Annotated in this window: 2 protein-coding genes; one reads left to right on the forward strand and one right to left on the reverse strand. The window is 72.6% G+C overall.

Annotation, left to right across the window (positions count from 1 at the left end):
- Nucleotides 1–1,633: SWIM zinc finger family protein (locus NL1_RS35820; protein ID WP_174553526.1), on the reverse strand; the 1,633-nt coding region annotated here is incomplete at its 3' end.
- Nucleotides 1,634–2,077: 444 nt separating this feature from the next.
- Here NL1_RS35820 and NL1_RS35825 point away from each other — a divergent pair.
- On the forward strand, nucleotides 2,078–3,213 hold a 1,136-nt coding region (locus NL1_RS35825; RefSeq protein WP_245673745.1), incomplete at its 3' end, for an AAA family ATPase.

A 3,213-nucleotide genomic window follows, 5' to 3' on the forward strand; every position in this document is an offset into this window, starting at 1 on the left:
CGGTGGCGTCCCGCGATGTGACCCCGCCGCGCGCGAAAGTGTCTCGCAGCGCGGCGGATTCGAGGAGCAGGAAGGCGGGCTCGGTGCGCAGGCGAGCGGCCGCGGCGGTGACCGGCGCGGGCAGCCGCGCGGGATCGATGGCCCGCCGTGCGGTGCCGAGCAGCGCCGTCGAGATCAGGTCGTCGGGCTCGGCGCTCGGCGCGGGGGAGTCCCGGTGCGGCGTGGGCTCGCTCTCGACATCGATCATCTCGCCCACCGCGAACGCCGAGATCGGGACGAGTCCGTCTACCGTCCACTCACCAAGCACGGTGACTGGATGCCCGCCGGAGACCGCGAGCAGTGACCACGGCTGTTCGCCGGGAGCGAGGGGTAGTGCCGCACCCTGTTCGTCGACCACCTGCCAGCCCGCGTCCGCGACCACCGGCGTCACGCCGCGCAGCAGTACCGGCCACGACCGGATCCATGGGTCCGCGCCGAGCGCCGCCGCGTGTGCCTCGAGCGCCTCGTGGACGGTGCTTTCCGCAGCCTTACCGGGCGGGGTGGGCATCGTTTCGCCTGCTGTGCCTCGCGCTCGGGACGCGTCGCCGCCGATGCCAGCACCATGCGGGGACGTGGCCGTGGGAGCGGAATCCATCGGAGCGCCGGGCAAGGTGGTGAACGGTTCGTCGACGCCGTGGCGCTCGCCCCAGAGAGCGCGCAGCGGAGCCGCACCCGGGTAATAGTGCAGCTCCGCCTCGGCCATGCTCCCGAGGACGGGCGCGGTGGCCGGGAAGCCGGGCGTGCCGAAGGCATGGTCGACGAGCAGCGCCCAGCGGTGCGTCCGGCGGCCGTAGAGCCAGGTGCGGCGGGTGTAGAGCCGGTCGTCCTCGGTGCTGCGCACGCCCATGGTCATCCACTGATCGCGGACGACCGGTTCCGCGCGCACCGACTCGGCCGGATTGGGATAGCCGATGTGGGTGCGGACGCTGGCGCCCAGCGCGGGCGACAGGTCGTCGAGGCGACGGTGCGCCGCGACCAACAGGTGCAGTCGGGCGTATTCGCGCAGCACCGGCTCGGGCCAGTCGGCGCGGGTCGCCATGAGCAGCGGCAGCCTGCGCAGCGCACCGGCGACGCCGGGGGCCTGCGCGTCCACCATGCGCGCGGCGATGGCCTCGAACGCCTGGTAGGACCGGTCGGCCTGGGCGAGACCGGTGCGCACCTGGTCGCCGAGCCAGATGTCTAGTTCCTCCAGGCCCGCGGTGACGCGCACCCGCCGCTGCTCCGCGGTGGCGGGGTTGGCGGTGCGCGCCGTCGTGGGCGTCGCGGTGCGGGCCGCGCGCCAGGTCAGCCATTCCGCCGCGAACTCCGCGACCTCGGCGGCGGGCGCGACCTCGCCTCGTGACCAGAGCAGCAGCAGCGAGAGCGCGTGCTTGCACGGCGATTTGCGGCTCGGACAGGTGCATTGGTACGCGGGGCCGGAGAGGTCGGCGATCGTGTCGTACGGTTCGGGACCGCCGCCACGGCACCGGCCCCACACGGCCTCCCCTCGATATCCGGTGTCGCGCCAGCGGTCGGCGAGGTTGCGCGCCGCCGCGAGCGAGCTCGCATCCGGTGCGAGCGCGCCGACCCGCGTCTCGGGCCACGGTGCGTTCATCGGGCGCCCGAACGTCGGTGCGTCATCCTCGTCTCCCGTTTCGTGGTTATTCGGATTTCTACCCCAGCGCACCGACAGCTCCGCAGGTACCCATGGCTTTCGCTCGGAAGACACTGTGCCGACGACGGATTCGCGCCTCGCTTCTCCTTGCGCCGAATTCCGTTGTCTGTCATCCTGTTCTGTTCGGCTCCGTCCGAGCCACCCACAACGGGTGACACACCATCGAGCTGCCCGCCGGGGTTGGCCGAGGGGTGGACATCGAGGCGCGGCCCAGCCGGTTCGATGGCCATATCCATCCCCGCGGGCAGGTTCGCCTCTCCTTCGTTCGTCCACCGCCGGTGGGCGAACGCGGAGGGATCAGGTAGCGTTTCGCTCAGCTTTCGACGGTGACACCGCGCGCGAATGCGGGAGGGCGCGCCGGTGCGGTGGTGTAGGGGGTTTCACGTGTACCCGGAGCCCGCGGTCGGCACGACGGCGGAGACCGTACCGCGCCTGACCGACGTGGTCGCGCGACGGTTGAACGAGGACCCGGCGGTCACTCCCGATGTGGCGCACGCCGTGCTCGGCGCGCTGGGCGCCGTCGATTCCCGTGACCGGGCAACCGAATTCGACGATTCCGGCATCTTCCTGCGGGCGATCCGGGTACGCGGCTTCCGCGGCATCGGCCCCGAGGTGACGTTGCAGGTGCCGCCCGGCCCCGGCCTGACCCTGGTGGTCGGACGCAACGGCAGCGGCAAGTCCAGCTTCGCCGAGGCCGCCGAACTGGCGCTGACCGGAGGCAACCGCCGTTGGGAGGGCCGCTCGGCCGCGTGGCGCGAGGGCTGGCGCAATCTGCACGACGGCGAGACCGCCCGCATCGAACTGGAATTGCTCGCGGGCGGCGCCGATCCGGAGCTGATCATCGCCAAGGAGTGGTCGCCGACGGCCGATCTCACCGAGGCGCAATGGACCGAACGCCGCAAGGACGGCGCGCCTGCGGATTTCGATGCCCGACGGTGGGCCTCGGTGCTCGAGCTGTACCGCCCGTTCCTGTCCTACAGCGAGCTGGGCACCCTGGTCGACGGCAAGCCGAGCGATCTGTTCGACGCACTGCATCAGCTGCTCGGCCTCGATGAACTCACCTTGGCGCAGGAGCGAATTCGCGCACGCAGGCTCGAATTGGAGCGCGCCGCACGAGATTCCCGGCTGGAGCGGCTCGAGCTGCTCGCGGCCATGGAGACACTGGCCGACGACCGCGCGGCACGCATGGCCACCCTGCTGCGCCCGGCGCAACCCGACCTCACCGCGGTCGGCCGCGACATGCTCGGCCGCACCGACGGCGCCGACGGCCCGGCCGGGCTGCGCGCCATCGTGCGGCTCGCGCTGCCCACCGAGGCCGAGGTGGACGCGGTCGCCACCCGCCTGGAAGCCTGCGCGGTCACCCTGGCACGGGATTCCACCGCCGACGCCGAGGCCGACCTGCGGGTGCTGGGACTGCTGCGGCGCGCTCGCGAGCACGCGGCCGCGAGCGGTGACTGCGCCTGCCCGGTCTGCGGGCGCGGCAGGCTGGACGAGGAGTGGGCGCGCGGCGCGGACGCGTC

The organism is Nocardia lijiangensis NBRC 108240 (genome assembly GCF_001613045.1).
Taxonomy (GTDB): domain Bacteria; phylum Actinomycetota; class Actinomycetes; order Mycobacteriales; family Mycobacteriaceae; genus Nocardia; species Nocardia lijiangensis.